The sequence below is a fragment of the Candidatus Burkholderia verschuerenii genome (assembly GCF_001189365.1).
Lineage (GTDB): Bacteria > Pseudomonadota > Gammaproteobacteria > Burkholderiales > Burkholderiaceae > Caballeronia > Caballeronia verschuerenii.
In genome coordinates, this window is record NZ_LFJJ01000002.1 from 1 (window position 1) to 24,939 (window position 24,939).

The following is a 24,939-nucleotide window of genomic DNA, read 5'->3' on the forward strand; positions in this document are numbered from 1 at the left end:
CATTGGATCAATTCCGCGAGGACGGCATTGACTGTCGCATTGCCCTCTTCGTGAATGCGCTTCGCAAGGACATACAGGCAAAGATCACGGACCCGGAGCACTCGGACGCTTACATAGAATTTGTGTCCAAGGTCAGAGATTGCGCGGAAGCGCTACGCTCACGCGATGAACTACTCTCCGATGCTGACGGATCGGCCTTCGAGCGCAGTCTCGTTGAGGCCGGGCTTATCGAGGTCAAGCGTCGAGACAGATCCGTGTCGAGGCGGGTGACTGCTGAATATGAGGGGGTCATCAGCAGTGATCCGAAAGGCTGGCGTTTCGCGTCGAACTACCTGTTGGATTCGGAGCGCGGGTATCGCCGCGCGAAAGCACTGTACGACGGGCACCGTTTTTACATTGGCGAGCAGTGGGTGTCGCCGTCGCAGATGGATTCCGATGAACTGTACTCTTTCATCGAGCAACGCCAGGCGCGAGCGAACGAGAAGCGTGCCAAAACGATGGCGTCCCGTGATGACGAGGACGCGAATCAATACCTCTCACGGCCACATCTTGACCACCTGAAACGCGCGGGGCTACCAGACGAGCGTGACGGTCGCGACATCAAGCCGGACGACTTTCTGGACACGTTCGGATTCCGCGCGTGCGAATTCGGGAACTGGCTGCCGGACATTGAACGCCAGGACGTTCTGAATCGTGCGTATGACTCGCTGTCTACGCTCGCGCGCGTGCTCGGCGTACAGAAGACGTTTCTCAGCCTCGGAGGGACGCTTGCCCTTGCATTCGGCTCTCGCGGCGTGGGCCGCGCCCTCGCTCACTATGAGCCGGCGAGAAAGGTGATCAACCTGACCAGGCTGAAGGGGGCTGGCTCACTTGCCCATGAGTTTTTCCACGCGCTGGACGACTATATGGGTGAGCATGTTCGGGAGTTGGTCAAGGGGTCGTCGTATCGAGGCACGACAAGCGACAGCTACTACGCATCCGAAGTGTTCCTGACGCAGAAGCGTGTGCGCGGTGCGTACCGCCTGAACGAGATCGTTCAGGTAGGTTACGTTCCTGCGGACCTCCGTGAGCGCCTTCAATCTCTTGTGACCGGCGTGAATGCGCTGACAATTCGCCGATACACCGAAGACGAGGCGCGTTCTGTCGCGATGCATCGACTCGAAGCCACGCGGCACCAGATCTGCAATCAGGTCACAGGTGTGCTCGGCGCGCTGATGCCCGATCAGTCATATGCCGCCCGGCACAACACTGCTGAGCGCATGACTGAAGAGGTGTTTCAGGAAGTGTCTGACGACCGGGTGCCGCGGCTGCGAGCCGGCGAGCGCCATCCGCTTGTGGAGCGGCTGGCGAACATACGCCCACAAAAGCCTTTGGGGCGCGCCGAAGCCAAGGCCGTTGCAGCGACGCTGATCCGGCTTGCAACCGCGATCAGGGAGTTACCCGAGATACATCTGGTCGCGACTGACAGGGACACGTTGTTGCAGTCCGAGTACATGAATAGACTCGTCAACACCAAGTTCTTCAAGGACGCGGAAAAGTTTGATGAGAAGAAGGCAAAGGCTTACTGGTCATCGGTGCGCGAGATGGCCGCGCGGGGCTTCGAGGCGTATGTGCAGGATCAATGCGTCGCGAGAGGCTGGCAGGACGACTATCTCGTCCATGGGACCGAAGAGTCGCGCTTCGAGCTTAGCGCGAATGTTCCATATCCAGTTGGGGCCGATCGGGAAAGCTTGCGAGTGGCATTTGATGGTCTCGTGGCTTTCGCGAGAGAGGAGCTTGCACCCGAAGCGGTGATCGAGGATGTTCAACCCGTAGCGCCGCGCCCGAAGGCGGCATAGGAGTATGCGTGTCTCATCTCATCCAGTTCATCGAGCGCGTTCGCGATAGCCTGTCCCCGGACGAGTGGAAGTTTTTCAGCGCGCGTTATATCGAGCGAAAAAGTGTGGCCGACTCCGCTGCGCTTGTGCCCGCGTTCGCGGGCGACGGCGAGGCGGTGCATCAGTTGGTGTTGCGGAAGCTGCGTGCGGGCGGGGTGCAATCGTGAACCAGGCGGATTTCGAGGCCGACGAAAAGCGAACGGCGACCGCGCAGATTTTCAAAAGCCTCGCGGTCGAAATGCTCGAACTTGCTGCGCTTGATCTGTCTCGGCCAGAACCCGACTCGCTCGATCGCACGCCATCGGCGGCTGCACGTCGCGCGGATCGGCACAGCGCGATGTTGTGGCTGGGCGGAAAGGGCGACCGGGGCGTGGTGACGTTCGCTTTGTGCTGCGATGCTCTGAATGTGCCACTTGAAGCGATGCGCGATGCGACGCTCGCAGCGCCGGGGCGAGTGCTCGCGCAGATCCGTGCGATCTCGAACTCCGACAGCCAGAGTGTTGGCGACACGGAAAGGGGCCAGCAGGCAAGCCGTCGGCGTGCTTTGTCGTGTCCTCTTTAATACGTATAATTACAACGATATGTATTTTTCACGGTGAGATATGGACGGCTTCAGAATACCGGTCGAGCACCATCGAGCCTTGGCACGCTACTACGAGAAAGTGCTCGAATGCTCCTTCGTGCTGAGCGGCGAGCAATGCGACGCGTCGGAGGTCTTCCACCGTGAGGGCTTTCTCCCGTTGATCGTGGAAGTCGCAAGTACGAGAAGCCAGCGCGCTTTCAACCAGCCGATCAAGGCCGAGATCGTTGCGCACGAAAGCGCACTGCTCGGTAAATCCGTGGTCCTCCCGGATGACGCGGACCAGCCAATCTTGCTGCTGCTCGTTCGTGCAGCAGAGCTTGTATTCAAACCGGTGCGCGGTCAGACGATCGAGTTGTATCCGATCTTTGAATACTGCTGGATGGCACCAGAGAAACGCGCACGTGCGGCATGGCAACCATCCGATATCTGAGAGACCATCAATGACGATTCGACATTCCGTCCGGCTGCTTTTAGTGGCGGCCCTCGTCTCCTCGATCGCAGGACAAGCGGTCGCCGGAACCTGCACGATGTCAACGCAAATGACAAATGCTCAGACGCAGGAGCAGCAACGTCGTTTGAACAACATCACCACGAATTTTCAGCAGCTTCAATTGCTGAATCAGTTGCAGACCGCGTGCCTCGAAAACTTTCCTCAGTTCCCGACCCAATGGTTGGGCAACAGCGTGGCGGTAACCACCGCTTTCAACAAGATCAAGCAGGCGTCGTGTCAGCAGCTTGCGAATCAGGCGCGAGCAACGACGACGCAGGCGATGGCACAAGCGCAGGCCGCAGTGCAGCAGCAAATCAATAACATCGAGAAGAACGTCACGGGTGCGACAGGTGGTTCTAGCGGGCTGCTGTCCGGCGCGGTGAATCAGGTCACGCCGTCGTCCGGTAGCGTTATCTCCACCATCACTGGCAGCCTGTCGAGGCTCTTCCAATGAAGAAGATCGTTTCCCTGTCGGCCTTGTCTCTTGCCACCCTGATGTCGTCCAGCAGTGCCTATGCCGTTTGTGACGGCTGCGTGGTGAGCGCGGTGGAACTCGCGTCCACGACTATCACCGGCGCAATTACGGCGCTTGGGTCTTCGCTCTCAACCATTCTCAACGAGATCGATACCGACGTTGCGAGCATTGGCTCCAAGGTATCGGACAGCCTTGTGCAGGCTGCGAACACGCAACGCGAGATGGCGCTCGAAGTGCAGCGGCAACAGGAGATGGATCAGGTCGCGCGCGAGACTGAGTTACCTATCGATCCGTGCGCAACGTCGTCCAGCAATTACGCCATGCAGGCCGTCCATAGCGCGAATACTACGGCTTCGAGCTATCGGCCGGGGGGTGGGGCGAGCGTGAGCAGCGCGCCATTGAGCAAAGCGCTCAATGGCCCCGCTCCGTCTGTTGAGGCTTCCCGACGCGCTTCGACTGCGATTCACCAGGCGAAATATTGCTCCGCAGTCGAGGTGCAGCTTGGTTACCCCGGATGCTCAACGTCCACAATGCCGGATGCTGACTCGAACGCTGACTCGCTCTTTACCGGGGCCGGCATGCCTGGCAAGGATGCAGATCTGACGTTCACGAAGGATCAGGAGGAGGTTGCACGCGCCTACGCGCGTATGTCGATCGATCCCAATCCGCCCGAGAACATTTCGAAGGCAGAGGCGACCACCGAAGTCGGAAAACTGTATATGGCGATGCAGAAGGCGTATCAGGCCAACATGACTTCAGCGCAAAAAGCGATGAACGACGAGATCGCTTCGCATATGCCGTTTCCGGGCAGCGCACAACTGATCCAGGACATCAACCAGTCTGACGCAGCAGCGCAGTATTTCAACGCAACGGCTTCGAGCGTGGCGAAAAGCACTGGCACCATGAGCCTGGCAGAACTGGAAGATTTCGAGGCAGGGCGTCGTTGGAGAAATCCTTACTGGCAGATCGAATTCGCGACGTTGGCTGACCCGACCAAGCTGGCACGCGAGCAGCTTTTTGTGTCTGCCTTCATGGCGGATATCCAGTATCAGCAGTTCCAGAAGAGCAAGCACATTGACGTGATGCTTGGACAGATCCTGGCCGCATTGGAGCGATCCGGCGACCGGCCGGCTCTGGAGGCGCAGCTTCAGCGTGTGCGGGCGACAAACGCGAGGTGACGAGATGATTCAGCAGGAAGTTGGAATTCCGTCTGCGGCTAATCGGCTCGCGATGTTTCGCATCGGCCGGGTCGATAATGGAGTGACGAGCATCGCGGCGACCGCGCAGCGGTTCCGGGAAGCGGTCGATATGGCGCTGACGGATAAGTCGGAGGTTGTTTCGACTAAAGTCGTCACAAAGGCGTTTATCGCCTCATATCAGGCATTCTCCGAATCGTTGGAGGCCGCCCGCACAGGTGGGGTCGTAAAGGGCGCAACGATCGACGTTCTGGAGTCGATCATGAAGAAGCTCAAGACGGAATACGCGGATGGGCTTGCCTCGCTGCGCGGTGATGTTGCGCGACTGGAGGATCGTGGACCCATGTCAATGAAGGAGTTCTGCGCAGCGGCGAGCGATAAGATCGACAGGCTCGAACAGTTCTGGCAGACGACGTATCAGCACGCGCCGAAGATGAAGATGTAATGGTCTGCGGCCGGGCGGTCGTGCGCTAACATTGAAATCTTGTTCAAGGGCGGGGAAAAAGGATGGTGAGGGCGAAGGCCAAGGCGCGAGCAATTACGGATGGTCTCTTGCGAGAGGCACCATTCGAAGCTGATCGAGGCCGCCTGCTGACGACAGACGAGGCAAAGGCCACGATCGCGGCGAAAGGCTGGACCAATCGCGCGTTGGCCGACTGGTGGGGATGCCGCGCCGAGTATATCAGCAAGATCATCCACGACCCGGCACGCAAAAGGCATTTCGATGATGCGCTTCGTGGCCTTCCGTATGCGTCTGAGATTCGCCCCCCCGGATCGTAGATAGGATCACGAATATGGTGAACAACTGGATCAGAATGCGTCAATGGATTAGGCGAATGTCGGGCTTTGATCGAGATGAGTCCCCTGACGATGCCGATATCGAGGCGATGGAAAGTTTGAGCATTACGAGCCAGCTTGCCGCCGTGCCCGATGCCTATCTGGAATTTCTTCCTCACGACATTTGCGACCTGATACGGCACGCCAAGAGCCTTCATGGGGACATCGCAACGGCCCAGGCTCAGCAGGTCGAAGAGATCGCCCGTAAGACTGTCGGATTCGTGCCGCTTTACCATGTGTTTCGCACGACGGGGCATTGCTCCGACAACTTCATTACTTTGCCACGGGGCGTGCCGCTGATCGATGTGGCGTCCGAAGCGATCGCGGAGCGCGAGCGTATCCGCGCCGCGATCAGATCGACGGGGTTCAATATCGAGGTCTGTGACCCGTGGGGCAGACCAGGGTAAAGGGGGAAGTGGTGTCAAAAGTGGAAGAGTTTCAGCGGAAGGCGGAAGCAGTGCTTCAAGCGCACTCAAACGGCGTCGAGCGCGGTCTGTATCAGGACGCGAGCGGCCGGCTTATAGAGGTTTCGAGCATAGGCCCGAACGTGGAATTCATCCCCCAGGGCGGAGGCTTCCTGCGCTCGATGTCGCGAGCCGATTTCGAGAAGAACTTCGTGCCTGCAACAGTGCCCGCTTTCGAGCGGGCGACGATCACTGCGGATTGGTTGCCTGAAGGCGTCAATCTGCCCGCTTACAGCAATGGCCTTGCATGGAACGGGTGGGCGATGCCGTACTTCGATCGCGAAACGGCCATGCGTCTGGTCGAGATCATGCCCGAGATTCGCTATGACGAGCAGCATGACGCCTTCATCGCGCACGACGAAACCTCCGGCGAGGACGATGTTTTCGCGGGCGTCTCGATTCAGGTTGAAGGTGAGGCCGTTACTGTCTATCCGATCGGTGCTGGCTCGTGGTGTTGGGAAACTTCGGATGAGGACGAACAGTCAGCCGACACACGGCCGAAGATGCGTTTGTGACGAATGCTGGCCAGTCTCGATATCGGGTTTGGCGGTTATCTCCGGCCTGTCTTTGCAGGTGCTGTCGATCCTTGATGTGAATCCTCGTAGCGCGCACGGAAGTGCGCGCGAATCCGTTGCTGGCGAGGCGTCGGTGGGTCGCTCAAGCATGGCTCTGCGTCCAGTTCGTGTTGGAACGCCTCCCATAGCACGTTGGGTACGCCGGCAGGGCAATGCCGAAGCACTCGTCGGATCTGATCCGCGCGCAGGATGGTAGCCCGCAGGCGACGGATCTCCCAAAGCAGATCGAGCACTTCAGGAGCGGGATTCTGATCGTAGAGTTCGGCCAGCTTGGCGGCGGTCAATGGTGGGCGGTAAGACATGGCACTACGTCCAATAGAACACTGTGTAAACGTACAGTATTAACGGGTGCCAGTGCAATGTGCGATCGCAGCAAAATGGCTCTGGAAAAACCGTCCTGCAGCTGCTTGTTCGAATCCGTGGGATCGGCTCCAGATAAGGCGCTGCTAGCGATAAGTGTGTAATGTTGCGTTGCAACGATAAAAGCAGTATGGGCGGCCGTCCGGCCGCTCGAATGGGTGGGGATGAGATCATCCCCTTGGGTATTCGAAAGGAAAGGAAGGGAAAGAATATGGCGGGTCGCAGTTACACGGAAATCCAATCGCAGATCGAGGCTCTCCAAGAAGAGGCCAAAGTGGCGCGCGAAGCGGAGATCGCAGAAGTTCTCGAAGACGTGCGCCGAAAGGTAGCCGCCTATGGGTTGACCCCGCAGGACGTATTTGGGCGCAAGCGTGCGGCAAAGGGCACCAAGGCAGCAGTGCCGGTGAAACCGGCCTCTGCGGTCAAGTATCGCGATCCCAAGACGGGCGCGACGTGGAGCGGTAAGGGCCGCGCACCCGGTTGGATTGCGAAGGCGCGGAACCGTGACAAGTTCCTTGTCGAGGGGCAGTGATATCAAACGATAGCATCTGATATCGCTCGATATCGGATGCTATATCGCTCCAGCTTTCTGAAGTCGGCGAATCTCGGCGAGTAGCGCCGCGATTACATCATCGGCGTTCTGACACAGCACGCATTCTTTCGAGGTCTGTAGCCTGACCTTTCTCGCGGTCGTGACGATCGCGCGGTACTGGCTACGGGAGGTGGCATGCCCGAAAAGATGGACCCACACGTAATGCTGGGTGCCAAGCTGGTAGAGGACGCCTTCTCCCTTCCCCGTGTAGATCTCGAGTGTTGCCCGGCAAAGAGCTTTGGGCACGGCGCGCACGAGGCCGTCTTCGATTTCTGCGCGCAGCCTAGTGATCGCGCCGCTGCGCTTTCGAGGCGCGTGGTCTGCTGTCAGGCCGAGGCGTGGTTTGGGCGTGCGCACGTGAATCGTCCTGTTGCCTACATGCGCATCCGTGGTCGGTGCTCGGCGGAAGACGGTGCAGACTCGGCAGGAATCGGGACGGGTAGTTCCTGTTCCGCGATTTCCATATCGAAGGCCGATGAGGCATTCGTGGCGGCCTGTGGCCCGAGAAAGACCCTTGCCCATTCCGAAGTGAGTTGCGAGATCGAGCGGATTCGCTGATACGGGTCCGTGAAGTGCTGCGCAAACTCGAAGCATTCGGCCGCGTCCTGCACGGTCGGGTTCAGGATGGCTGCGACAGGCGGCCCTCCGTAACGCTTCCAGATCGTGGGCATTGTCTGAGACGCCATAAATTGCTCGGTCGGCGTCAATTCCCGCCGTTGCACCAGTTCGAGCAGCTTCGTCGCGTTCAGATCCGAGAGCATCGCATCGACCGGATTGTTCAGCACGATCGGCCGCTCTGAAGTGATGAGTCGGGGTGAAATTGAGTAATCAAGTGCAATGAAAACCGCGTGCGCGCTGCCGTCACGCTCCGTCCTCAAAATGAAGTGATCGCCCCGCTTCATGAAAAGCGCATGCTCGGCTGGAGAGAGTTCTACCGGATCGTGCGCCGGATTCTGGTGATGAGGCACGCCGGAGACGCGGATGACCGACAGAGGACCGGACAAGGACTCGATATGTATCGGAGCGCAGTTACTCAGTGCTGATCGAGGTGTGGCCCCCGTGCGTTGCTGGACGACGCGCATGGCGCGAATGTACGCATCCACTTGGGCGCTTTCCTCGGCGTCGCAGCGGAAGGTATCGTTTTGATCGAAGAAGAGGCGAACGGAATGCGGCGCGAGCATGATGGCCTCTTAGGGGCGAAAGCGGGGGGTGGCCTGGGCGACGATTTCAGGTTCGTCCGGGGCTGAATCGTCGTCGCCGACGATATGGCGGATTTGCTCTGTGGAAAGGCCGTAGGTCTGCTGTGCGAATTCGTGCGCGACGCGCTGTTCATCGGCGCGGGCCTTGCGCAGTTGATTGGCTTGCTCTTCAAGGCTTTCCGGCCCTTCGCCCTGGATCATTGCGAGCTTGATATCGTGAACCCGTTCGCGAGCGGCCAGCAGTTCGCGGTGGTGATCGTAGATGCTGGCCATAACGCGGCTGTCGGTCGCATCTCCGAGATATAGCTTGTGCGGGTCGTAGGAACCAGGCCCGACCTTCACGTAAGCGGCTGCGCCCATCAGGGTCGCGGTTGCCGTCGCGCCGACGACGATGCCGCGCCGAAACGCAACGCGCAACCGCTCGGCCCGTGGCGTAATCGCAATGCCTTGACCGAACGTGTGGTCGGTGGCGAGGATGTGTTGCTGGAGACGCTGAAGGCTTTTCATTTGGTCACCTCAGTGGCGCAGAAGTTGTTTGATTTCCGCGAGGCGTGACTCGAAGAGCGAGTCGGAGATGATCCGTCGATCGCGGAATACATCGTCGGTCGTTGCGGCTTCGGCTTCGACCAACGCAAGCGCGAGTGCAACGAGCGCGTGATGCTGACGAATCGCTGCTAATTGCCGCCCGACCGTTTCCAGAAACTTTCCCTGTTCCTGTGGCATGGCCGTCTTTGCGAGCAGCAGCGCGCTCGCGACCGCCACGGTTGCGTCGCAGATCTGCCTCGGCGCGCTTACCGAAAGGCGAAGGAGATTTTTCGCGAGATCAGCGTCACCGGTCGAGCCGAGGATTTCGGTCACAACCTCTTGTACTACGGGGTCAGGCAAGTGGATTTGCACGGTTTGACTCCCTCTCGATTTGCATGTATCGTTACAATCATACGGAATTTCCAACGCATTATACCGGCATTTCCGTAGCGGGAAAGCATCCGGGTCGAGACCCCGCTCTGCCTGGATGCCGCCCCGGTTTGGCCCTCCCTATGCCGGATGGACGTACCCCCGTTCATCCGGCTCTTTTTCGGATACGAGCCAATGTCGAGCAGCTTTTCACTGTTGCTTCGCGCTCGCGTCGCCGTCGCGACGTATCACTTTTCTGACGGACCATTCCGGCTGTATTCCGACGCCCTTCGCCTTGCGCGCAAGGGTGGTGTCGCGCGGGCAGACGAAGGGCTGGATATCGAGGCTCCGTTGCTGGCAGCGACTGGCCTGAACCTCCCGTTTGACAGATCTTTGTCTGAGGTGCGCGCCGAATATCGGCACGCGTACCGGATAAGCCTGCCGGTGCAGGGCGAGTATTTCACCCTCATACAGAGAGACGGCTGGGTGCGTATCAAGAGCCTTGAGCGCGATGGCTCGCACGGATCAATTACCGTTTCATGGCGAAGCGCCCCTGAACTTTTCCGGCTGCTGCGTGAGCAGCCGACTTCCTACCGCCTCGGGCGCGAACTGCTTTCTATGGGCGGCTCTCATTTTGTTCGCGTGGATGACGCAACCACCAGTCACTTCGGGCAACTCCATCTTGGGGCAGATCATCCTTCGCGCGGAGGAATCTATTTTGGAAATCCCGCAACCGAGCACTTTCACCTCTCAGCCCTCGTTGCACTGGAAAGAAGGGTGCTTGCACTGACGAGCGGCCCGACGCCACTGTTTGCAACGACGCTGCGGGAAATGCCTGGTACACCAGAACGTATCCGGCTATCAAATCGCAAAGCGGTCGTAGAGCATAGCTATTGATTGGAGCGAGGAATGACCACCGATAAGTCCAAAGTCTTCGACAAGATCAGGAAATGCCTTGCGCTGTCGAAAAGCTCAAACGAGCATGAAGCCGCTGCCGCGTTGAGGCAGGCGCATGCGCTCATGCGACTGCATGGAATCAACGAGGATCAGGTCGAAGCCGCGTCGGTTGGTGATGCGGCTACGAGCGCGGGAGCGAAGCGCCGGCCGCCGCTATGGGAGGCTGCATTGGTTGGCATAGTCGGTACGACGTTCGGGTGCGCCGTCATCTTCGAGCGCGACTGGAAGAACGGGTACTGGCGGTTTGTCGGAGTCGGCCAGTCGGCCGAAATTGCCGCCTACGCCTTCGAAGTCTTGTTTCGACAGTGCAGGAAAGCGCGCGCCGAATACATCGCCGCGCGACTGAAGCATTGCGCCAGCAGTCGGAAGATCGAGCGTGCCGATATGTTCTGTCGCGCATGGGTCGGCACGGTGGCGCAGCAGGTATCGGAGTTCGCCGATACCAAGCGCGATGCTGCGATCGCAACGTATCTGAGGCTGAAATACCCTGAGACGGCCGATTCGCCCGAACTGAACCCGCGCGATCGGACGCCCAACCGGAAGGTCGATCGCAGCCTCTACATGGATTTTCTCGCAGGCAAGGATGCTGGACAGTCTGCACGCCTGCATCACGGCGTGGGAGCGTCCAGCGAGCCGCTGCAACTTTCCTGAAGGTGAGCATGGTGTGGGATCAGGTTCAGTGGTGCGCATCAGTGCTCGGGATACTTGGAGCAATAACGAACAGTGTCGGCGGCCGTCTGCTGCGTCTTACGTGGCCTGTCTGGTTGTTGTCGAACCTGCTAGGGATCGCGGCCCTGTGGCATCTCAACGCACACGGATTTCTGGCGCAGCAATCGTTCTATCTCGGCACAACATTGATCGGAGGCTTTCGCCAGTTCTGTCCACGACAGTGGGGCGCACTGGCGACAAGTGTCAACGAAGCCGGGCGACGCATAGCTCGTTGGTGAGCAAGGGGAGAGGGATGTTTTCGAACGATCAGACGCGTGACGCTGTTATCCGGCGCATGCGCAGGGTGTGGGGAGAGGACTGCTCGATTCAGATCTACGGATCGGGAGGCAGGATCGTAGGAGAGGGCGAAATCGTCCGGTTCACGGATCTCGAAGATCTGGAGAAGATCATGAAGAGCCGCCCGGTTTCCACCGAAATTCGCGCTTGCTAGGTCAGATAAACTGACCTATTATCGAGCCGTATTTAGGATCAGTGGAGGGCGGTCATGGAAGAGCAGGCAGCTATCGAGGGCATGTGCAAGCGCGAGGCGAAGATCTACAAGGTCGAACTCATGGACCGAGGGCAAGATCTGACCACACTTCATGTAGTCGATGGTGTGATCGTCTATTGCGGACCGTTCCAGCGGCTGATATGGGAAGGCCGATCGCTCACGGCAAAGGTCTTTGCAGAGGGCGACATCATCACATTCGCAGAAGAAGGCCGATCGCTTGCGTACCCCGTCGTTTGTGTGCGGGAAATCGAGCGCGAGATGCCGTATCAGGCATGGTTGGAGCAAATCGACGCACTCGCATGGGAGCAATGGGGCGAGCGCACCTATACAGCGAACTCTGGTGCAAACAATCCGGGTGACCCGTGGATCGAGCCGTATCTCAGAGGCGAGTCGCCTACGGACGCATGGGAAGAAGAAGTTAGCGCGGCGGGCAGCTAGTCGCAAAAAACGCGGGGAATATCATGAAAAAGACTTCCGTAAAACTTGAGCGCGCAGTGGCTGATTGGAATCGGCGGCACGGCGTCGGCGCGCTTGTGAAGTATCACCGGATCATCGGTGAAGGTGAAGGCGTCGCGACGAAGACACGTAGCGAAGCGTGGGTGCTGAGCGGGCATACCGCCGTTGTGATGGTAGAAGGCGTTTCGGGGTGCGTTGCTCTTGAGGCCGTCAACCCGTTGGGCGCGGTGAACAAGCAGCAACGCGCAACGGAGGGCGTATGAGCCGACGTAGCAGGGAAAAGCGAGTGACGTTGCGTGGCGCTTGTGAACCGGTTGACAACGACGGGGTCGAGCGCGCCTTCGCGGAGTTGAACGGCGCACAGCGCAGGGTCGGCGTAGACAGCGACGCTATCGAGCCGGCCGAGTGTGAACAGGTGGTCGCGTGCCTCGGCGACGACACGGCCACGCTGCGGGACGATGAACAGTACGTCAAGATTGCCGTAAACATGGAAGCGGCTTCACGGCTGCTCGATGAGTCGAATCAGCGCGCTTCCGCACTTCAGCATGAGATCGACCGCCTGAACGCGATTATCCACACGCCGTATAACGACGATTTCATTCAAGGTGTGGCTATCGAAGCCGAGTTCCAGCGGCAAAAACACGGCGACGAGGATGCGCGAAAAGATCCGGCGCAGTGGTATTGGGTAGTCGGCTATCTCGCAGGCAAGGCGCTGTACTCGTGGTTGCGCGGCGACATGGAGAAGGCAAAGCATCACGTCATTACTACGGCTGCATTGTGTGCGAACTGGCATCGCAAGCTGAAGGGCGAGGGCAACTACAACGTCCATCACGCTACGGCCGCCAATGAGGCCCACGCGTTGATCGGTGATGCTGCGATGTTGGTTCACGGGGGCACGCAATGAGCGTCACCGCATTCAAGATCAAGAATGTCCCTCCGCCTGGGAAAAAGCGGATCGGCGAGTGGCTCAATATGCGTGTCCGCACCAAGTGCGATATGGAGAATGGTTACGCGACCATTCCGGCCGGTTCGCTTGCGATCGTGACAGGTACTGGAAACGGCTTGTGGCTGAAAATCGATCCATGCCCGCATTGCGGCATATCGGTCAATATCTCCCGCGTACACGGCACCGATGTCGAGCCGATAGACGGCGTGCCTTCAGGGGCAGTCGCATGAAAACGGCTGACGTAAGGGTGGCTCTTCGTTCTCGTTTCTGCTCGCCAGAATGGGCGCTCTTCTTCGAAGTGGGAGACGCGACCGGTGTTCAGCATAATCGGTGGGCGGATGCAGTTGCAATAAACCTGTATCCGTCGCGCGGGCTGGAAATCCATGGCTTCGAGATCAAGGTGAGTAGATCGGACTGGTTGCGAGAACTCAAGAATCCGGCCAAGTCCGCACCCGTGCAGCAATTCTGCGATCGATGGTGGGTGGTTGCTCCTGACGGAGTGATCCTCGATGGCGAGTTGCCGCCCACGTGGGGGCGTTACGAGGCGCAAGCGAGCGGAAAGCTGCGTCAGGTTGTTGCTGCGCCGAAGCTGGAGCCAAATGAGATCAATCGCGCTTTCGTTGCCGCAATGCTGCGGCGCGCCAGCGCGACGGATGAGGATCTCGTGAAGGCTGCTGTATCCGCAGAGATCCAGCGCTTGCGTCAAGCTGATGAGCAACGCGTGGCCAAGGAAATTGATGCACGCACTCGGCGCTTCAAAGAAACGCAAGAAGCAATCGCCGAGATCGAGGCAATCAGCGGCGTGGAGATCAGTCATTGGGGAAAAAGCGAGCAGATCGGCCGTGCGGTCAGGGCGGTCCTGACCAGCGGCGTTCTCGAAACATGGGGCGGTATCGAAGGCGTCAAAAAGCGCGCGGCAGCGATACTGGCGCAGTGCGATGAGGCATTGGCATTGTTTCCAGCGGCAGAAGCTAAGGCGGACGAATGCAACACATGATGGTGGAGTTTGCCGCCGTGCCGATGGCGATCCGCTCCGGCCTAGTTGCCCTTGTCGGCCTCGTGATCGGCAGCTTCCTCACGGTCGTAATTCACCGACTGCCTATCATGCTCGTCCGCGAGTGGGCGGGTCAGGATCAGCAAGTCGAAGCGGAGGCGTCCGGCCGCTACAACTTGCTCGTGCCTCGTTCGGGATGTCCAGTGTGCGGGCATCAGCTTCGAGCGTGGGAGAACGTTCCTGTACTGAGCTATCTATTCTTGCGTGGGCGATGCAGCCAGTGTCGCGCTGCGATCCATTGGCGTTACCCGCTGATCGAGATGCTGTCCGCGATGCTCGCAGTGTTCGTTATGTTGCGCTTCGGCGTATGCGGGAAAGCACTGGCTGGCTACCTGTTCGCAGCGAGTCTGCTGACGTTGGCGTGCATCGACGCAGAGACGGGGTTGCTACCGGACGCGATTACTCTTCCGATGATAGCGGCTGGACTTGTCATCAATTTCGCGGGCGTTTTCACGACATTCCGAGCAGCCGTGATAGGTGCGGTTGCGGGTTACGCAATGCTGGCTGCGGTGTTGTACGCCGCGCGTGCGCTCGGTGGTCGGGACGGTCTCGGATTTGGCGATCTGAAGCTTTTCGCCGCGATAGGCGCCTGGTTCGGCGTGGCGTCTGTAAGCCAGGTATTCCTCGTCTCGTTTGTACTGGCCGCAGCGCACGGCGCGTCGCTGGTGGTGCGCGGCAAAGCATCGAGCGACGACGCGATGCCATTCGGACCATTTATCGCGCTTGCCGGCGTCTTCACGCTGTTTGCGGGCCTGCCATTGGCATTGTAGTAAGTGCCGACGAAGAGGAAAGAGAATGACCGAGATCGCAACTACGGCGGAGCGTTTAGTGCGGCACGTTTCTGAACGCGAGATGGCGATTGCGCTGGTGCTCGAATTTGCCGAGTCAGGGTTGTCCAAATTTTCTCTGTTTGGCTTCTACGACGATGACGCAGAATTTATGAAGGACGTAGCTGATCGACTGCGGGCAGGCTTCACGAAGTCATTTCACAACAAGCTGACCAAGGTCGTCAGATGCCTCGTAAGGTATGGTGTTCTGCACTCTGAGATGCGAGGCACGCATAAGGAGTATTTCGGTGAACCGACCAAGCAGATGGAATATTGGCTGCGGCCCGGCAAGGCACGGTTGCTTACCAGGGGCGAGACGGATTGCACCATGTCGCCGGAAGACGAGGCAGCTTTTCTCTTGCGACATGCGTATCCAGACCCGAACGATGACTAAACCACGAGTGGAGCGGTGAACATGAAGGTTGGAAAACTCATTCTTTCGGCGGCTATCGGGATTCTGGTCGTAGTCTGCATCGAGGCGGCGATCTTGCATCTTGAGTTAGTGGCGAGGCAGAGCGTGATCCAGCCTGCGATCTCGCATGCTGTCGCGGTGGTCCCCAAGCCCGAGGGCTTGGTAAGTCGCGCAGATCTGTTTTCGACGGCCCTATTTTGCGGGGGCGTCTACGCGCTGAGCCTGGTGCTGCTCGCCGTGTTCTACCCGTTTTTTGCCGGTGTGCTGTGGCAGCACATGATCGGCCCGGTGCTCGCGAATCGGTGGCCGTCGCTCGCGCGGAGCATAGATCGAGCGCGCCCGTCTTACCTGCCAACCGCGCCCGGCCAGCCGTTCGTGCTGAGCGTTGGCCTGTTCCCTGCGCCACTGCACGCTGTGACGACGGGTATCCGTGATGGCTTTCTGCTCGGCGTCGGGGCGGCACTGTTGCCGGACGTTGTGACGCCTTGGTTCTTCACGGCGATTCTGGCCGTGACCATGGCGAAGCACGCCTGGCGCGTTTCGATGGCCGAAGGCGCGGTGGCTGTCGATCGGGTGATCTACGCGGGGAAGGAAGTTCTGATGTATGCGTTTGCAATCCTCGCTCTCCAGTCTGTCGATCTCCTGCACTGAAAGCGGTCATTTGACGAGCGCGATAATATGTGTATCGTTATATCGATACGCATATTCTGAGGGTTTCAAATGTCTCAAGAGCCGAAGGTCGTGCGACCGCTACCGAAAGCGGTAGCAGTGGTCAAGTGGAAGCACTTTTTCGACAGGGAAATCGGCGGTGCCGCGCAACCTCGCGAGCATCAGATTGCCGCCCTTATCCGCGCCGGGGCGACGGAAGATGCGCTGAAACGGTTTTGGCTGGAAACGAAACACCTTACATGGCCCGCATCCTGGGGCGTGTCTCCGTGGGAAACGGCCTCATCCATCGGATTCGCGCTCGAGACGGAGGCGATGAACAGCGCGAACGTGAGCGCCTTCGGCAGGGAGTGCGTCGCGATGTTCAGGCGGTCGCTGGCCGCGAAGGATGTCGAGCCTCGAAACGTCAGCGCGACCATGGACGATCGCTATGCGGACGCCATTATCGGGAACCGTCCCGATCGCTTCGACGGTCTCGAAATCCAGGGCGTCAGAGAAATCATGGACCCGTCTAATCCGGGGGCTGGTTGCTGCGAGGTCGATAACGACAGTCCAGAGTTCTTCTCCGTCTATGTCCATCATCGGACGGGGGGCGTAGCGTGTGTCGGCGACCACGGTTCGCACGATCTCGCCTCGGCGTATGCAAATGCCCTTTCTGAGACCCATGGATGGCCGATTCATGACTACGTTGCGCAAGCGGAGAGCGCAGCAAGCCGCCCCGCGCCGGCACGACTCCGCATGTGAGGTGATCGACATGGAATCCGTCCAAAAAGTATCCGTCGTGCTCGATCTGCACCCTGAAGACTATCGGCGCATGCGCGAGGCGGCCGAGAACGCCAAGATGCCCGAAGGGGAGTTTTGCGGACTGGCTTTGCACCGGGGTATCGGTATGCTGCGCGATCTGCGCCGTGATGCACCCACAGTAGCTACAGAGCGAAATGGCAAGGCACTCGAAGCCAACTGCGAACACTGACGGCGCGCAGTCAAGAGAACTCCGCTTTGTGCTTCAGCGTGGTGGCCCATGGAAGACCGTCCGATCGTATGATGCCGACCAGTACGAATTCTCGTTCGTGCAAAAGGTAATGAGGCGAGGCCGGGCAAAGACGCCCGGCTATCGTTGGCGCATCCTGCTGATGCCGTTCAATGTGTGGGCGGATGAAATCTAGCTTGCGAATCCAGCCAGCACCACGTCAAATGCTGTATTCAGATATATCTGTATACAGCGCGATGTCCAACACCGCATCTGTCATGCAGGCTACTCGGCCGAAGGCCGGGCCATCGCTGCAATTTTGCGGCGGTCGGACTGGAACACGCGAAACCTCTGGAAGTCCCCGATCTTCGGGCTGCTCGCCCACGCATCGTTGAGCTTGTCGAGATGCTCGCCGATCGACAGAATCAGTCGCTGCCTTTTCGCGCGCCTATCAGCCTCGGTGCTGTGTCGCACCTGCTTGACGAGTTCATCGAGGTTGTAGTTGATGTAAAAGTCGAATGAGCTTTCAGTCCTTCCGGTGGTTTTAGCCCACCATGCTCTTGCCGCCTTTCCCGCGAACTCGGAGACGTCTTCGGCCAGTTTCAGTACATCGTCGGTGGCCGCCGCACCGATCGAATCGACGCCAAGCTGTGCGAGAACGAGTTTGGTGCGGCGCTCCGCAGTTTCGCGTTCGCGTCGCGCATCGGCGTCCTGCTTCACCTTTCGCGCGATCTTCTCTGCGCGTTCCAGATCGTCACCCAATACGTCGAGAGCGTGTCGAGCCTGCTTGATCGCTTCGATCTGATCAGACGACAGATACTGGCCGAACTGGTCGAGCGCACTGCGCAACGATCCAACCGTGCGTCGCACAGTGCTGCGATGTTTTTTGATGTCCGCATCGCCGACCCATTCCGCGTTGAGACGAAAACGCTTGTAGATCAGTTCGTCACGCGTCATCGCTGCGAAGTCTGCGCACGCATCTTTGATGTAGACGTACTTGTGCGGTGCCTCATACCCCTTCGAGCAACCCCAGGTGAAAGAGGTGCCGGTGAAGTTGCGGCATTCTTCGCAACGGACGAGGCTGCTGATGGTTGGCTCGACGGGCATTTTCTTCACGTTAGCGTCCCTTGCGGATTTCCTCGGCGCGGCGCTCAAGCTCCGGGAGCAGGATCGCGTCAAGCAGCTTCTGTTTGCTCTTGACGTTGGTGTTCTCGAACACGAAGTTGTAGAGGGCCAGCGTCGAAGGTGAGACGCGCCAGAGCACCTGTTCAGAAGCTTTCTCGGGTCCGTCAACAGGCGGCTTCGGCTGGACAGCAGCAACGCTCCGCTCAACGGCGGCAGGGGCGGTGGCCGCTGCGGCAACAGGGGGCGGCGCAGACGTGGCGGCCGGCGTGGGTGCGGGGGCTGCAACCGGTGCGGCCGTAGCCTCGGCAGCGAGGGTAGGTGACGGTGCCTCCGCAGGCGTCGCGGCCGGTGGTACTTCTTCCGTAGAGCCAACTGCGGCACGTCGTTCGTCCGCGCCGGACGCGAAGCGCTCCAGTGCAGCAGGGTCTACAGGGGCCTTCCTGTTGGGACGGACAAATCCACTGCTCATGCCAGTACCTCGTATGCGAACAACTGAATCTCAGCCTTCGCCTTGGAGTTGCTCATCTCGACCACGCCCAAGCCTTCGAGAAGCGCCTGTTTGTAGACTTTCCGGTAGCCGATGGTTGTGTCGGCCAATCCGATCTGGTCGAACTCTTTCAGGAATGCCTTTGCGTCGAGCACTTCGCGCGGCGATGGGTCGTGCGGGGTCATGGTCAACAGACCGAACGCACGCAGTTCGGGGTTGAGTCCCTTCGCTAGGCTGATAACCTCGTTCATGTGGTCAAGCGTTTCGAGATCGGCCTGACTTGCAGCGAAAGGAACATACACTTTGTCCACTGCGGCAAGTGCCGTTCGAAGTTCTTTACTGTCGTGACCGCCCACGTCAACGATCACATACTTGTATCGGGTCGCGAGATCTCGAACGGTCTCATAGACGTTTCCCGATTTCTGCGTGCAGTGGATCTTCGCGATCGAAGCGCCATCGAGGATCTTCTTGTTTCTGCGGTCGATCCAGTTCGACGCGGTGGACTGCGGGTCACAGTCCACGATCATTACATCGTGGCCTTCGCCTGCGAGGTAAGCGCCGAGATTGGTCGCCGTCGTGCTCTTGCCCGTGCCACCTTTCTCGCTGGCGACTGCGAAGACCGCGCCATCGTCTCCGTTGACGACCGGATTCACGCTCATTCGAATGCCCCTTTATAACTGTATCGAATCATATCAAATGCTATCATTTGATAGCTACTAGGCGACTTGCTCGGTGTTAGCGTTGCCACCACTGCTGCGTTGTGCGGACAGCGCGGCTTCTAGTTCGCGAACGCGGGTTTCGGCTGACGCCGCGCGCGTCGTTGCCTCTGCCAATTTCGTGAGCGCCGCGTCGCGATCCTCCTGGAGGCGGTCTGCCAGCTTTTCGGCCGCCTCGGCTCGCCCTTCGAGAATTCCCCGCTCGTTGGAGAGGCGATTGATGTTCCCCTGCATGCTTTGCATGGTGATGGTGAGCGCGCGATTGTTTTCCTCCGCCTCCTTCCTAGCGTCGCGATCGCGAGCAGCGGCAGTCTTATAGTCGTCGGTGACCACCAGCAAACGTCGTTGCTCGCGCTCGATCCGATCGGATGCTGCCCGGAGTTCCTGGATAGTGCGCTGCAAGTCGGCAGCTTCTTCGGTGCGCTTGCGCTCACGTTCGTCGCTCTCCGCCCGAACCTGACCGAGCGAATGCTCTGCTGCATGGCGCGCGGCCTGTTCGGCAGCAAGCTGGACGGCCAACTCCTCGCGGAGGGCGTCAGCGGCGGACGCCCTGACGGCCGCCTGTTGGGCGGCAGCTTCGGCCACGTTTGCGCGGCGATCCGCATCGCTCGCACGAGTCTCAGCGGCGCTTATCGATTCCTCGGCTTCCGCGCGAAAGGCGGCCAACGCAGCATCTGCCTGCGCAAGAGCGTTCTCCCAAACAGTTGCTGCGGCCTGACCAAATACATCCAACAGGAAATCGGGAAGGTCAGGGCGTTCAATCTTGACCTTTGCCGTTTCCTGAAGGCGTTTCCAGAATTGATTGATCTCGTCCTGGGCTGTACTCGTGCTTGGTGACCGGCCGTCTTCCGCGAGTAGGGAAACCAGTCGCGAAGCGCCCGCTCGCTCGCCGAACTTGAAGAAAAGGGTTTCGACCAGCGCTCGAAGCTGCTTCCGGTAGTCGCCACGATAGGCGTGTTCTTCCCGGATGCGCTCAACCTCTGCACGGATCTGATCGTCAAGGTCAAGGTCGCGTGGCCTGCTCGTGCCAGATTTCATGCCGCTCCGCTTCGATTTGATATCAGTCGCTATCATTCGCAATCATTTGATTGCATGCGATAGCAAAGCAAATGGTTTGATCTCGTATAGTGGCGGTCATCGCCCAACTATTTCAGCGAAATCAACCCTTTGCGGCGGGATTGTGCAGCATATCAACAGGTCTATCAACAGAAACTGTTGATAACCTTGATGATGCAATATCAAATGCACTCATATGATAGCATTTGATATCGGTGTGTATCGAATCGAATCAAATCGACGCGAATGCTACGCCATCGCAGGCTTCGATACGCTAATGTAGTGCAGCATCATCGCGAAGTTCGCGACGTGAACCTCCTGTCCAGGAGCCTTGTCGGCGCAGATCGCATGCGCAATCAGATCGCCGACGATCGCTGCGCGCAGGGAAGGGTCGTCCCATCCCGTGCGGCCCTCCGCAGCCTTCCTCGCCATGGCCGCCTTCATGGCCGCCGCAAAGCCATCGATTGCCGCGTTAATCCGCTCGATCTCGCGCTCGACGGCGGCGGCGTCGATTGGCTGTCCGTCTGGTGCCTTCCGCATATCCGCTTCCTCCAGGGTCTAATTAGGGCTCGCCAGCGCGAGCAAGGGCAGTTGAAACGCCTGCTGCACATCATGAAGCATAGAAAAGCGCCGTTGCGGCGTCAACTCATGATTACGTATAACGTCATTTTTATGATCCTCTATTGCTCTTATCTGACATAACTGCTATTATGTCACTCAGCAGCAGGGAAGCAGTATCGATCATCGCATTTCCGTGAAACATTCGCCTCATTTCGCCGGGAATGCTTTGCTGCGTAAGGGATGCAGCGGGTATGCAGTTTTGCCGTGAAACATCCCGGAAATTGCGTATCGTTACAGTGATACGCGCTTTTCGAGGGAAATCCTCGCTTTTGGGGCTTCGACGCCCCTTCGAACTGGAGAGAAGCAGCATGGCAAACCACATTTCCCTCAAGGCGATGGCCGAGGACAAAAGCATCGAAGCCGTTGGCAAGGTCACCCACTTCAAGGTTGACCCGCGCATCATCAAGATCGAGGAAGGTTTCAACGTCCGTTCGAGGCTCTTCGGGCAAATGACCCCTGCCCGTCGCCAGTACATCGATGGCCTGAAGGCCGCCAAACTGGCTGGTGCCGTGTTCCCGCCGCTGGACGTTCGGGTGGAAGACGGCGAAGTGCTTCTTATCGACGGCGAGAACCGGCTGTTGATGGATCTGGAACTCATTGACGAAGGTCACGACATCCAGTTTGTGGAATGTCGCCACTTTCGCGGGAACGACGCCGAGCGGACGGCGCATATGGTCGCAACTGGCCAACAGGGCTTGCAACTGACGCCGCTAGAGGCGGGTCACGGCTTTCGCCGCCTCGCGAATTGGGGCTGGCCGATCCACCGCATCGCCGCGCACGCGCGCCGTTCCGATACGCACGTCGAGCAGTGCATCATGCTCGCAGAGTCGGACACTGCGCTTCAGGAAATGCTCGTGCGGGACGAAGTATCGGCCGACGTGGTAATTCCGCTGCTTCGTAAGCACGGCAGCAAAAAGACACTCGAAATCCTGATCGACAGGCTCCAGCATGAGCGGGCCAACGGTGGCAAGAAGGTCACGGCCAAGTCCCTGTACGGCCCGGCAATCCCGCGTCCCATCGTGAGCAAGGTAGTTTCCTCGCTCGATACCTTCTACACTCGACTGTCGGAAGGTGATCGCGAGAACCTTCAGACGCTCCTGAACGGGAACGAAGCCGAACTGGAAGGCAAGACTGTCACGCTGTCGGCCGTGAGTCTGAAGGCGCTTTTCGACGCGCACCACGAGGTCCAGCAGGTGTACGCGAAAGCCGAGAAGCGCGCGGAAAACAAGCGGGCACGGGCAGCAACCGCTGCGTCGGCCGAAGGGAATGCCGAGGACGGCGATGCCGACGCCGATGCCGATGCCGATGCCGAATTCAGCGTGGACGACGTGGTAACGCAACACATGACCCAGGCCGCAGTGTAACGATGACCGCCCTCACGACCACCCCCAACCAGGCATTCGCGCTCGCGCTCAACGCCACGCTTCCGCCCTCGCTAGACGGCAGTTTGGGCGAGAACCGGGGCGCGGGCAGGCAGCAGATCGCAGCCAATACCGATTGGGAGGCCATTCGCCTCTGGCTAGGCCAGTTCACAGACCAGCAGAAGACCTACGACGCCTACGAAAAGGAAGTCGTGCGCCTCTACGTGTGGATACTGGCAAGTCGTGGCAAGCCGTTGTCGTCCGTCGTCTACGAGGATTGGGAGGCGTATCTTGCATTCCTTGCTGATCCTCAGCCGCGCTCCATGTGGGTCGGCACGAAACGCGGCCGGCGTGACAAGGACGGTGGAGTGTCGAAAGACTACCGTCCGTTCGCCGGACCTCTACGGCCGTCGAGCATCCGCTACGCGCAAGGCATCATCTGGTCGATGTTCGAATGGTTGCGCAGCGTCGGCTATCTGGCTGGAAATCCGATCATCCGAAATCGCCGACGCCTGAAGAGGCCCGAGCGTTCGCAATCGCGCTTTCTGACCGAAGATCAGTGGCACGCGGTGCTCGCCGCGATCGAGGAGCTACCCCGCCAAACCGCTTTTCAGCGGCAGCATTACGCCCGCTGGCGTTGGATGGCGACACTGTTCTATATGACGGGCATCCGAACCGCAGAAGCGATCAACGGAGCCATGGGAGCCTTCTCCGCCATTCAGGACCGTGAGGATGGCCGCAAACGCTATTTCCTGACCGTGATCGGCAAAGGCGACAAGGAGCGGGCGATTCCAATCCCGGACCATTTCTTGCCTGAAATCTCCCGCTATCGTGAGGCTTTCGGTCTTTCGTCGTGGCCCGCGCCAGGCGAGACGACTCCGCTCGTATTTTCGCTTCGAACCAAAAGCGCCTATCGGCCGCTGACGCGCCAGTCGGTTTGGGTCTTGTTCAAGGAAATCTTCAAGCATGCCGAGTTGGTGCTTGGCCGAAACGATCCTGAGAGCGCATCGCGCCTCCAGGCGGCTTCGACGCACTGGATGCGCCACACAGCCGCAACGGACATGCTGAATGCCGGAGCGGATCTACGCACCGTGCAGGCTGTCCTTGGTCACGAAAGCATCTCCACGACCTCCATCTACTCGCACACCGAAGACCTGAAGCTGCACCGCGATCTCAACGATAAGCATCGCGTCCGGTGGTCCGATACGGGCGAACAACCGAACTAAAAACCGTTATTGCGTGGCAGGCAATTTTCACGCATCATATATACGATACGGAATTTAACCGTGGGTAACATGGGTAGCATCAACAAGCAGATCCTTCTTGGCCGCCTCACTGCTGACGCAGAGGGGCGCAGCATCCCGAACGGCGGCGGCACGGTGGCGAACCTCAAAATCGTGACCCACGAGCGCTATCCGGACAAGGTTAGCGGCGAGTGGAAAGAGTTTTCCGACTATCACCGCGTCTCGGTCTTCGGCCAACTAGCCGAAGAGGCTCGCGAGCTGAAGGAAGGCACGGAAGTGTACGTCGAGGGGCGCACCCGCACTCGCAAGTATCAACAGAACGGGCAGGACCGCTACATCACGGAAGTCGTCGCCAACGTCCTTTTCGCGACCGGTGCCGAGTCCGGGCGTGAGCGCAGCGTGTCGCGGTCCGCGCCGGCCTCCTCCCGGCCCGATGCCTCGGCTGGTAGTGCCGCGCCCGCATCGGGCACGGCCGGTCCCGAAGACGACGCACCGTTCTGACCGATGGCGGCCATGCGAACAAGGAGTGGTCGAACGCCCGTGGCGTTCTTCCATATCGTCAGCAATGGCGGCGTTGACATGGGTTGGGTGGGCTACTGCGAAGCCATCAGCGAGGCAATGATCCCCGCCCTACTTCACCCTGACGGCTCTGACGGCGCAGAGAAGCGCTCTCTCTCCGATCCCCCGGAAGTGATCGGCGTGTACAACGGCGAAGCCTTTGTGCCGCACTCGTGGATCAGGAAAGTGCTCAAGGAAAAGCGCGATCTGTTCGTTATTGACGCAATGAAGATTGCCGCCGAGAACGGCATCAAGAAGTCCAAGGGCGAAATGCCCGATGAATCAGACCAACCGGATAGTCCTGCGCAAACAGCGTCGGAAGCCCAACCACAGCACGGAGAACAAGATGAAACGAATCCTGAACACCACGGCGACGATGCTCCTCGCAGCGGCTTTGCTCAACGGCTGCGCCGTTGGCGCTTCCCCCGCCGTCACGAATGACGCAACCGTATCGACCATTCAGGCGGGTCACACGACGAAACAGGACGTGCTCGCCAAGTTCGGCCAGCCGAGCGACCAAACGAGCGACGACAAGGGCAACGCATCGTGGCATTACCAGCGCGTCGAGAACTCGGCGCTTGGCTTCCTGCCCGGCCTGAACCTGCTCGGTCACTCGGAGAAGAACACCGAGTTGACCATCCGCTTCAATTCGCGCGGTGTTGTCACCGGCTACGACTACAACCATCGCAACCTGTAACGCTGTCGGAACGTCGGAAAACGGG

Annotated in this window: 36 protein-coding genes; 27 read left to right on the top strand and 9 right to left on the bottom strand. The window is 59.1% G+C overall.

Features of this window, described 5'->3' with window-relative positions:
• The 10 genes from BVER_RS32185 to BVER_RS00785 all read left to right on the top strand — a co-directional run.
• Positions 1-1,838: LPD1 domain-containing protein (locus tag BVER_RS32185; protein WP_332309052.1), on the top strand; the 1,838-nt coding region annotated here is incomplete at its 5' end.
• A gap of 8 nt (positions 1,839-1,846) precedes the next feature.
• Complete coding sequence (locus tag BVER_RS00740) at positions 1,847-2,044, top strand: hypothetical protein (protein ID WP_050451551.1); 198 nt, start codon at positions 1,847-1,849, stop codon at positions 2,042-2,044.
• Positions 2,041-2,439, top strand: coding sequence for a hypothetical protein (locus BVER_RS00745; RefSeq protein WP_050451553.1), 399 nt, complete (start codon positions 2,041-2,043; stop codon positions 2,437-2,439). Before BVER_RS00740 ends, BVER_RS00745 begins: the two co-directional genes overlap by 4 nt.
• A gap of 40 nt (positions 2,440-2,479) precedes the next feature.
• Positions 2,480-2,890, top strand: coding sequence for a hypothetical protein (locus tag BVER_RS00750; RefSeq protein WP_050451554.1), 411 nt, complete (start codon positions 2,480-2,482; stop codon positions 2,888-2,890).
• A 10-nt stretch (positions 2,891-2,900) separates the two neighbouring features.
• Positions 2,901-3,404 carry a hypothetical protein gene (locus tag BVER_RS00755; protein ID WP_157055860.1) on the top strand — a complete coding sequence of 168 codons (504 nt, stop codon included), beginning with the start codon at positions 2,901-2,903 and terminating at the stop codon, positions 3,402-3,404.
• Positions 3,401-4,603 (top strand): conjugal transfer protein TraW, encoded by a 1,203-nt coding sequence (gene traW / locus BVER_RS00760; protein ID WP_050451558.1) that lies wholly within the window; start codon positions 3,401-3,403, stop codon positions 4,601-4,603. The genes BVER_RS00755 and traW overlap by 4 nt, the downstream gene beginning before the upstream one ends.
• Positions 4,604-4,607: 4 nt before the next feature.
• A complete protein-coding gene (locus BVER_RS00765) occupies positions 4,608-5,066 on the top strand; it encodes a hypothetical protein (RefSeq protein WP_050451560.1) in 459 nt (152 codons plus the stop codon).
• A gap of 391 nt (positions 5,067-5,457) precedes the next feature.
• Positions 5,458-5,865, top strand: a complete 408-nt coding sequence (locus BVER_RS00775) for a hypothetical protein (protein WP_198155105.1) — start codon at positions 5,458-5,460, stop codon at positions 5,863-5,865.
• Positions 5,866-5,876: 11 nt separating this feature from the next.
• Positions 5,877-6,437, top strand: a complete 561-nt coding sequence (locus tag BVER_RS00780; RefSeq protein WP_232316326.1) for a hypothetical protein — start codon at positions 5,877-5,879, stop codon at positions 6,435-6,437.
• A 631-nt stretch (positions 6,438-7,068) separates the two neighbouring features.
• A complete protein-coding gene (locus tag BVER_RS00785) occupies positions 7,069-7,389 on the top strand; it encodes an H-NS histone family protein (RefSeq protein WP_050451742.1) in 321 nt (106 codons plus the stop codon).
• Positions 7,390-7,428: 39 nt separating this feature from the next.
• On the opposite strand, the gene BVER_RS00790 is transcribed toward BVER_RS00785, so the two are convergent.
• The 4 genes from BVER_RS00790 to BVER_RS00805 are packed head-to-tail and all read right to left on the bottom strand — an operon-like array spanning position 7,429 to position 9,545.
• A complete protein-coding gene (locus BVER_RS00790) occupies positions 7,429-7,806 on the bottom strand; it encodes a hypothetical protein (RefSeq protein WP_157055861.1) in 378 nt (125 codons plus the stop codon).
• A 17-nt stretch (positions 7,807-7,823) separates the two neighbouring features.
• Positions 7,824-8,630, bottom strand: coding sequence for a hypothetical protein (locus BVER_RS00795; protein WP_050451570.1), 807 nt, complete (start codon positions 8,628-8,630; stop codon positions 7,824-7,826).
• 9 nt (positions 8,631-8,639) lie between these two features.
• Positions 8,640-9,155: a hypothetical protein gene (locus BVER_RS00800; RefSeq protein ID WP_050451572.1), complete on the bottom strand. Its 516-nt coding sequence runs from the start codon at positions 9,153-9,155 to the stop codon at positions 8,640-8,642.
• A gap of 9 nt (positions 9,156-9,164) precedes the next feature.
• On the bottom strand, positions 9,165-9,545 hold the full coding sequence (locus BVER_RS00805; RefSeq protein WP_157055862.1) for a hypothetical protein: 381 nt from the start codon (positions 9,543-9,545) through the stop codon (positions 9,165-9,167).
• A 192-nt stretch (positions 9,546-9,737) separates the two neighbouring features.
• Between BVER_RS00805 and BVER_RS31085 the strand changes: the two genes are divergently transcribed.
• The 12 genes from BVER_RS31085 (at position 9,738) to BVER_RS00865 (ending at position 17,052) form a co-directional block, all read left to right on the top strand.
• A complete protein-coding gene (locus tag BVER_RS31085; RefSeq protein WP_157055863.1) occupies positions 9,738-10,439 on the top strand; it encodes a hypothetical protein in 702 nt (233 codons plus the stop codon).
• Positions 10,440-10,451: 12 nt separating this feature from the next.
• Positions 10,452-11,150 (top strand): DUF2786 domain-containing protein, encoded by a 699-nt coding sequence (locus BVER_RS00815; RefSeq protein ID WP_050451577.1) that lies wholly within the window; start codon positions 10,452-10,454, stop codon positions 11,148-11,150.
• Positions 11,151-11,712: 562 nt separating this feature from the next.
• Positions 11,713-12,156 (top strand): hypothetical protein, encoded by a 444-nt coding sequence (locus tag BVER_RS00820; protein ID WP_050451580.1) that lies wholly within the window; start codon positions 11,713-11,715, stop codon positions 12,154-12,156.
• A gap of 23 nt (positions 12,157-12,179) precedes the next feature.
• Entirely contained in the window at positions 12,180-12,437 is a 258-nt protein-coding gene (locus tag BVER_RS00825; protein WP_050451582.1) for a hypothetical protein, read from the top strand.
• 23 nt (positions 12,438-12,460) lie between these two features.
• Positions 12,461-13,078, top strand: coding sequence for a hypothetical protein (locus BVER_RS00830; protein ID WP_157055864.1), 618 nt, complete (start codon positions 12,461-12,463; stop codon positions 13,076-13,078).
• A complete protein-coding gene (locus tag BVER_RS00835) occupies positions 13,075-13,350 on the top strand; it encodes a hypothetical protein (RefSeq protein ID WP_050451585.1) in 276 nt (91 codons plus the stop codon). Before BVER_RS00830 ends, BVER_RS00835 begins: the two co-directional genes overlap by 4 nt.
• Entirely contained in the window at positions 13,347-14,117 is a 771-nt protein-coding gene (locus BVER_RS00840; protein WP_050451586.1) for a hypothetical protein, read from the top strand. Before BVER_RS00835 ends, BVER_RS00840 begins: the two co-directional genes overlap by 4 nt.
• Positions 14,105-14,944 carry a prepilin peptidase gene (locus BVER_RS00845; RefSeq protein WP_083451988.1) on the top strand — a complete coding sequence of 280 codons (840 nt, stop codon included), beginning with the start codon at positions 14,105-14,107 and terminating at the stop codon, positions 14,942-14,944. The genes BVER_RS00840 and BVER_RS00845 overlap by 13 nt, the downstream gene beginning before the upstream one ends.
• A 25-nt stretch (positions 14,945-14,969) precedes the next feature.
• Complete coding sequence (locus BVER_RS00850; protein ID WP_050451587.1) at positions 14,970-15,395, top strand: hypothetical protein; 426 nt, start codon at positions 14,970-14,972, stop codon at positions 15,393-15,395.
• 15 nt (positions 15,396-15,410) lie between these two features.
• Complete coding sequence (locus tag BVER_RS00855; RefSeq protein ID WP_157055865.1) at positions 15,411-16,064, top strand: hypothetical protein; 654 nt, start codon at positions 15,411-15,413, stop codon at positions 16,062-16,064.
• Positions 16,065-16,133: 69 nt separating this feature from the next.
• The gene (locus BVER_RS00860) at positions 16,134-16,823 is read left to right on the top strand and encodes a hypothetical protein (RefSeq protein WP_050451590.1); all 690 of its coding nucleotides are present in this window, start codon (positions 16,134-16,136) and stop codon (positions 16,821-16,823) included.
• Between the two features lie 10 nt (positions 16,824-16,833).
• Positions 16,834-17,052 carry a hypothetical protein gene (locus BVER_RS00865; RefSeq protein ID WP_050451592.1) on the top strand — a complete coding sequence of 73 codons (219 nt, stop codon included), beginning with the start codon at positions 16,834-16,836 and terminating at the stop codon, positions 17,050-17,052.
• A gap of 282 nt (positions 17,053-17,334) precedes the next feature.
• On the opposite strand, the gene BVER_RS00870 is transcribed toward BVER_RS00865, so the two are convergent.
• The 5 genes from BVER_RS00870 to BVER_RS00890 form a co-directional block, all read right to left on the bottom strand.
• Positions 17,335-18,165: a hypothetical protein gene (locus BVER_RS00870; protein ID WP_050451593.1), complete on the bottom strand. Its 831-nt coding sequence runs from the start codon at positions 18,163-18,165 to the stop codon at positions 17,335-17,337.
• 1 nt (position 18,166) lies between these two features.
• Positions 18,167-18,313: a hypothetical protein gene (locus BVER_RS32190; RefSeq protein WP_198155106.1), complete on the bottom strand. Its 147-nt coding sequence runs from the start codon at positions 18,311-18,313 to the stop codon at positions 18,167-18,169.
• Between the two features lie 326 nt (positions 18,314-18,639).
• Entirely contained in the window at positions 18,640-19,320 is a 681-nt protein-coding gene (locus BVER_RS00880) for an AAA family ATPase (RefSeq protein WP_050451596.1), read from the bottom strand.
• A 57-nt stretch (positions 19,321-19,377) separates the two neighbouring features.
• Positions 19,378-20,415, bottom strand: coding sequence for a DNA-binding protein (locus BVER_RS00885; protein ID WP_198155107.1), 1,038 nt, complete (start codon positions 20,413-20,415; stop codon positions 19,378-19,380).
• Between the two features lie 267 nt (positions 20,416-20,682).
• On the bottom strand, positions 20,683-20,973 hold the full coding sequence (locus BVER_RS00890; RefSeq protein ID WP_050451600.1) for a hypothetical protein: 291 nt from the start codon (positions 20,971-20,973) through the stop codon (positions 20,683-20,685).
• Positions 20,974-21,362: 389 nt separating this feature from the next.
• Between BVER_RS00890 and BVER_RS00895 the strand changes: the two genes are divergently transcribed.
• The 5 genes from BVER_RS00895 to BVER_RS00915 all read left to right on the top strand — a co-directional run bounded on the left by BVER_RS00895 (position 21,363) and on the right by BVER_RS00915 (position 24,914).
• Positions 21,363-22,418, top strand: coding sequence for a hypothetical protein (locus BVER_RS00895; RefSeq protein ID WP_050451602.1), 1,056 nt, complete (start codon positions 21,363-21,365; stop codon positions 22,416-22,418).
• A 2-nt stretch (positions 22,419-22,420) separates the two neighbouring features.
• The gene (locus BVER_RS00900) at positions 22,421-23,641 is read left to right on the top strand and encodes a tyrosine-type recombinase/integrase (protein ID WP_050451603.1); all 1,221 of its coding nucleotides are present in this window, start codon (positions 22,421-22,423) and stop codon (positions 23,639-23,641) included.
• 69 nt (positions 23,642-23,710) lie between these two features.
• Positions 23,711-24,160: a single-stranded DNA-binding protein gene (locus BVER_RS00905; protein WP_050451605.1), complete on the top strand. Its 450-nt coding sequence runs from the start codon at positions 23,711-23,713 to the stop codon at positions 24,158-24,160.
• Between the two features lie 39 nt (positions 24,161-24,199).
• Positions 24,200-24,658, top strand: coding sequence for a hypothetical protein (locus tag BVER_RS00910; protein ID WP_050451606.1), 459 nt, complete (start codon positions 24,200-24,202; stop codon positions 24,656-24,658).
• 46 nt (positions 24,659-24,704) lie between these two features.
• The gene (locus BVER_RS00915; protein ID WP_050451607.1) at positions 24,705-24,914 is read left to right on the top strand and encodes a hypothetical protein; all 210 of its coding nucleotides are present in this window, start codon (positions 24,705-24,707) and stop codon (positions 24,912-24,914) included.
• Positions 24,915-24,939: the final 25 nt, after the last annotated feature.